At 59.3% G+C, this 5721-nt stretch carries 6 protein-coding genes; 5 read left to right on the top strand and 1 reads right to left on the bottom strand.

What is annotated here, in order from left to right:
• Window positions 1-121: 121 nt before the first annotated feature.
• On the bottom strand, window positions 122-679 hold the full coding sequence (locus GPA21_RS18930) for a site-specific integrase (protein ID WP_211163708.1): 558 nt from the start codon (window positions 677-679) through the stop codon (window positions 122-124).
• Between the two features lie 347 nt (window positions 680-1026).
• Here GPA21_RS18930 and GPA21_RS18925 point away from each other — a divergent pair, with 347 nt between their 5' ends.
• The 5 genes from GPA21_RS18925 to GPA21_RS20705 form a co-directional block, all read left to right on the top strand.
• Complete coding sequence (locus tag GPA21_RS18925; RefSeq protein ID WP_168989643.1) at window positions 1027-1227, top strand: hypothetical protein; 201 nt, start codon at window positions 1027-1029, stop codon at window positions 1225-1227.
• On the top strand, window positions 1224-2543 hold the full coding sequence (locus tag GPA21_RS18920) for a tyrosine-type recombinase/integrase (protein WP_168989642.1): 1320 nt from the start codon (window positions 1224-1226) through the stop codon (window positions 2541-2543). The genes GPA21_RS18925 and GPA21_RS18920 overlap by 4 nt, the downstream gene beginning before the upstream one ends.
• Before the next feature lie 222 nt (window positions 2544-2765).
• On the top strand, window positions 2766-2990 hold the full coding sequence (locus tag GPA21_RS18915) for a helix-turn-helix transcriptional regulator (protein WP_168989641.1): 225 nt from the start codon (window positions 2766-2768) through the stop codon (window positions 2988-2990).
• Between the two features lie 153 nt (window positions 2991-3143).
• Window positions 3144-5264 (top strand): AAA family ATPase, encoded by a 2121-nt coding sequence (locus GPA21_RS18910; protein ID WP_168989640.1) that lies wholly within the window; start codon window positions 3144-3146, stop codon window positions 5262-5264.
• A 258-nt stretch (window positions 5265-5522) separates the two neighbouring features.
• Window positions 5523-5721, top strand: a 199-nt coding sequence (locus GPA21_RS20705) for a hypothetical protein (RefSeq protein WP_211163707.1), incomplete at its 3' end; no start/stop codon positions are given.

Raw genomic sequence — 5721 nt, 5'->3', positions numbered from 1 at the left:
CAACATGCCCACTTTGATCACTCCTCGATCCCCCGCCCAAAACACAGCAGGGTAGTCAATCAAAGGTGGGTCAAATTTCGATGCAAATTACCCCGGCAAGTGGGTCAATTCTGGATGGCCGTCAACACTCTTGGCTGAGACGCCGGTCTCGCCCTGGGCTCGGGGCTGGCCGGCGAATGCTTTGAACAGGGTTGTAGGTCAGGCCAATGCCCCACTCCTTGATCGCTGTGTTGAATAGGTGCCCAAGCAGGGCGAGATCAAGGCGGATTGTATTGGGGGAGCGAGGCCTGGGGGCTGGACGTCCCTTGGCATCCTTGCGATCCAGTCCAGCCAGACGGTCATCGCGGTACTTGGCGATGATCTCGGGGGTGAGGGCGGCAAGGGAATACTTTCCCAAGTATTGAAAGAGAGGCTTGGCGTGGCGAGCGTCGCTGGCGGCGGAAGTGGGTCGCTTGGTAGGGGATACTTCGGCGAGATAACGCTGCAGAGCTGCTTCCAGTGTCATCCGTTCAGAGGCGGCACGCTGGATGTAGACGCCCCGAACCATCTCATCTTCGGTGCGACGTGCCCAGTCCTCGGCATCGCGTTTGGTGCGGAAGGTCTTGGCTGTGGTTGGCCATCCGGTCTTACGGATGACGGCCTTCCAGGTGCCGGAAGGGGTCTTGACGATTGTAGCCATCGGTCACTCCTGAACAGGGCTCGTGTACTGCCACTGTACCGAAACTGTACCGAAACGCTAACAAAGGGAAGAATGGTGGGCCCAGCAGGACTTGAACCTGCGACCTACCGATTATGAGTTGTGCGGGCAGCGATTTTACCATGCTTTACCCGCTTTTATGTACGCCTGCATGCCTATATAAATCAACGACTTGGCGTTTTATTTAGTACCATGCGCTATTGCGTGCTTCTACCTGCGTCGCGTACATTGTGCGTACATGGCCCTTCGGGGCGTGTAACGAGTGAGGGCGGCGACTGCGCCAACAGTCCCGCCCTCGTGGTCAGCCCCTTACGCAACAAGGAGCCAACATGGCAACGATAACCGGAAACACCGGCCCTGAACTATCCCCTCCCACAGCTACGACGCTCACCGAGCTTGGCATAACGCTGGTCATGGCTCAGACGCACCTCCTTGAGTTGATCGGACACAGCGACCCCGACAGGCGCTACTCCAAAGCCTATGAGCATGTGCGAGCAGCCCTTGAACTGGTGCAGGAGGGGCAGCCATGACCGCCACACAGACCAGATTCAAATTCACGAACCTCAAAGTGAAGGCGCTACCAGCGCCCACCGACAAGGATCAGTCCTTCTATTGGGATACGGAAACGCAAGGGCTGGGGCTGCGCATCACTGCCGCAGGGGCCAAGAGCTACATCGTTCGCGGGCGTGTGAATGGGTCAGGCAAGGACAGGCGCTTCACCCTCGGTTCCGCTGAGCTTCTGAGCTGTGACGAAGCGCGCAAGCGTGCCCAAGTGAAGCGGCTGGAAATGCTGGACGGTCTTGACCCACAGGTTGAGAAAAAGAAGGTCGCCGCGCAGTCCGAAACGCTCCGCGAAGTGATGGAGGACTACATCGAGCACAAGCGCACGAAGAACGGGCCACTGCGACCCAGCAGCAAGGCCGACATTCGGCGCTGTGTGGAAGGCACCTTCGCCAACTGGGCAGATGAACCCGTGGCCGGCATCAGCCGCGATGCTTGCATCAAGCGCTTCCGCGAACTGTCCAAGACGGCACCCGTGCAGACCAATCAGGCATTCCGCAATCTTCGCGCCTTGCTGAATTGGGCACGCGAGAAGAGCGCGACCGCTGACGGTGTCTATCCGATCCTGCCCATCAACCCCGTGTCGCAGATGTTCAAGCAAGGGGGCATGGCGCAGTGGAACAAGGAGAAGCCCCGCACCACTCGCGTCCCGCGCGACAAGATAGGCGCGGTGTTCGCGCTGCTGGAGCAGCACAGCGACCCCGCATTGAACATCACGACAACATGCGTCAGCGCGGACATGGTGGCGTTCATGTTGCTGGCGGGCACCCGTGTTTCGGAGACGCGAACGCTGACATGGGATAGGGTCAAGCTGGACGGGAAGCTGCCGACCTTTCACATTCCCGGCGAGCTGACCAAGAACCATCACCCGCTGACCCTACCTCTCAGCGACGCGCTGCACACGCTGCTGACTCGCCGCTATGAGAATCGCATCAAGGGTAATAACTACGTCTTCCCTGCCATGCGCGGCAAGAAGGGCTATCTCTTCGACCCTCGCGCGTTTCTTGATAAGAAGGTCTCTGGGGTGGCGGGAACGCATCTGCACCCACACGCATTCCGGCGCACCTTTGAGGACGTGGCTCAGATCGTCGTCGTTGATAGTGACCAGCGGCGGCAGTTGCTCAACCACCTTGCCAGCGACGTGCATGGCACCTCCTACGCGAACAACCCTGACCCCGCCGTGCTGCTGCCCGCTATGCAGAAGATCAGCGCGTGGATAGTGCAGCAGGGGCAGATAGCCAAGGACGCTGCCAAGGGTGAAAACGTGATCCCAATGCGGGCCTGAAAATCGGGCTAGCCCGATAAAAAAGTGTTTGCTATCAAGCATTAAGAGCCATAGCATATAAAAAAGCCTAGGGGGTGCAACGCCCCCTGGCTAGGCACTTCAGAAGCGCCTAGCACGCCCGAATTTCGTCAGTGGGCAGCGCGAACCAGACGACAAGCCATGCCTTGCCGTTGCGCCAACTAACTCCCCGCATGCGGTAAGGCAAGTCGATGAGGACTTGTCATGACTACTGCTACCTCCACAGCGATCAAGCTGCTCAACACCGCGCAGGCTGCCGAACTGCTCGGCGTGAAGAAGAACACCCTAGAGATTTGGCGCTACGAGAAGAAGGGGCCGAAGTTCCGCAAGGTGGGCGCACTGGTGCGCTATGCCGAGTCGGACTTGCTTGCTTACTTGGACGAGCGCACCCGCACCGGCACCAGCCACCAAGGCCTGCAATCGTACTGAACATGCAACGCCAGCAACCATGTTCAGCAGCGAATTTTTAGAAGCGTGCCAACCCTTTAGCGCCAGTCCCGGCGCGTCGAGTAACTGCACAGTACGCCACCCAAGAAAAAGCGGCAGGGTCTGCACACCGCTGCCGCTCAGGAGGTACTGCATATGAATCAACGCGAAATTAGCGTAGGGCAGCCGTCATGCGAAATGCAAGATGGAATGCAGCCCGCGCAAAACGGCACGGGGGCAATGCTGCCACCAAGCCAAGGGGGTAGCGGCGACGACCCCGTAAAAACGGCCCCAGCCGCCCCGCAGCCCGAGCGCTGGGGGTGCTTACCGGCAGCGCTACGCGACCGCCCGCAATGGGTGCTGGCTGGTGCTGACAAGCGACCGCTGACCGCTGACGGTCGCGCCGCGAGCACTGACCCCAGCACATGGACGGACTTTGACACAGCATGCCGAGCAGCCGCCGCCAAGGGTTTGCATATCGGATACATGCTGCACGAATCCGACCCGTTCGCCTGCATCGACCTTGATGTGAAGGACGAGACCCCAAAGGTGCATATCGAACGGTTTGAAAAGATCGTCGCCGCCTTCGACAGCTACACCGAGCGCTCGCGCAGTGGCAAGGGTCTGCATGTGTGGGTAGAGGGCAAGATCGGCAAGGGCAGGAAGCGTGACGGCGTGGAGGTGTATTCGCAGGAGCGTTTCATCATCTGCACCGGCGACACCTACATCGACCGACCCGTCGCCAATCGACAAGAACTGCTGGGCAAGCTGGCAAGCGAGATGCGACCCAGCGCCTGCACCGAGATTCAGCTAGACGGTGACGATGCGCCCGACTGGTCGCTTGCAGCATACGCGGCGCAAGACGCGGGCGAACTGGGGCGGCTATTCGCGGGCGATTGGCAAGGGCGCTACCCATCGCAGTCGGAAGCAGACTTGGCGCTGGTCAAGCTGCTCCTGCCCCATGCTGACTCCTCGCGCGAATGCTGGCTGACCTTTCGACTGTCGAAGCTGGGCGAGCGTGATAAGGCTGGCCGCCTTGACTACGCGCGAACAACCCTGTCACTGGCAGCGCAGCACCTCGCTAACGATGCGGCACATGTGCAGCACGGGCAGCAGATTGCACAAAGCCTGTTCTGGCGCGATTCCACGCAACATGGCAACCCGCGCCACTTCCGTCTGTTGCGAGACGACGACCTAGACCAACTCCCCTCGCTGCGCTGGATGGTGAAGCGGATCATCCCTCATGCCGGGGTCGGCGCCATCTATGGCGACTCAGGCACCTACAAATCATTTCTAACGCTCGACCTGTTGGCACACATTGCCAACGGGCAGGAATGGTTCGGACGGAAGGTGATAGCTGCTCCTGCCGTCTATGTCCCGTTCGAGGGGCAAGGCGGTATTCCAGCGCGGGTTGCAGCGTGGCGGATTGCTCAAGCAAGACGACGGAATCCTGATGCGTTGCTCATCGCCTCTCCGGGTAACGAGCGGTCGAATGTCGCGGTCATTATGGAACCCATGAACCTGCGCGAGCAGGCAGACCGCGACAAGCTGGTGCAGACCCTTACCGAATGCGGATGGGCGGGCGGCGTGCTGTGTATCGACACGCTGGCGCATGCAGCAAACGGCATTGACGAGAACAGTAGCGAGATGGGCGAGATGATCGCCATCTTCAGGGAGCTACAGCACAGGCTGGGCGGAGTCATTTTGATAATCCACCACAGCGGCAAGAGTCAGGAGCGAGGCATGCGGGGCTGGTCAGGTCTGCACGCTGCAATGGACTTTGTCATTGAATGCCAGCGCGACAAAACAAACAGCAAAACGGAAGCGAAGTTCGTCTTGACCAAGGTGAAGGATGGCAGCGACGGTCTGTCGTTCGCATTCGCTATGCAGCCGGTCACGCTCGGTATGGACGACGACGGCGACGAGATTAGTTCGCTGATCGTTTGCCCGATGACAAACGAAGGTCAGCCGGTCGGTAGTGCGAAGCAAACAAGGAAGGGCATCAATGCCATCGACGCAGAGACCGCCGCCGCTGATGACAAATTCATATATCAGTGGGTCACTAACGAGGTGATTGACGGAAGGTTCCCCAGCAAGAACAGCCTCAAGGGTCAGCTCCCAGACATGAAGGTGACCTACGAGATAACTCAAGACCGGGTGACGGCTGCTATTGAACGCCTCATCGCTGAGGAATCGCTGATGATCGAGAGGGAACTGAAGTCCCCGAATGGGAACGTCTGGATTCGCCCAATTGATCCCCCACAGGTGGCGAAATGAAGCCGGGTTCGCTCGCGGTTGCCGGGTTCGCTCAGGGTTCGCTCGGGGGTTCCCTAAAGCATTACCAGCGAACCCCGAAAGCCCCGGGCTCCCCCCGCGAACTCGGGTTCGCTGGGTGGGGTTTAGCCCTTAGGGCAGCGAGCCCCCAGCAACCAACCCACCCCGGCCATCGGCAAGGGGTTGTTCAGGGGCCGGGTTCGCTGGGATTTGCGCGGAGCGTTCGCCCGTGTGGGTCACAACTGAAAAGAGGTGAAAGAAATGGCAGAACTCAATTTTGACTTTTCGCGTTCGTCAGCGAATGGGCTGCTTCCCGAGGGCTGGTATTACGCATTCATCTATCACATCGAGCCGAAACGAAGTGATCGAGCAAGGTGGATCGAATGTCAGTTCAAGCTCATGCAGGAACCGGCAATGGATCGACTTTTGACGGTTCGCATCTTTACCGACAACTCGACCG

The organism is Azoarcus taiwanensis (genome assembly GCF_012910885.1).
Lineage (GTDB): Bacteria > Pseudomonadota > Gammaproteobacteria > Burkholderiales > Rhodocyclaceae > Azoarcus_F > Azoarcus_F taiwanensis.
The sequence above is the reverse complement of the archived record's forward strand: the minus strand, read 5'-3'. Positions and strand labels throughout refer to the sequence as shown.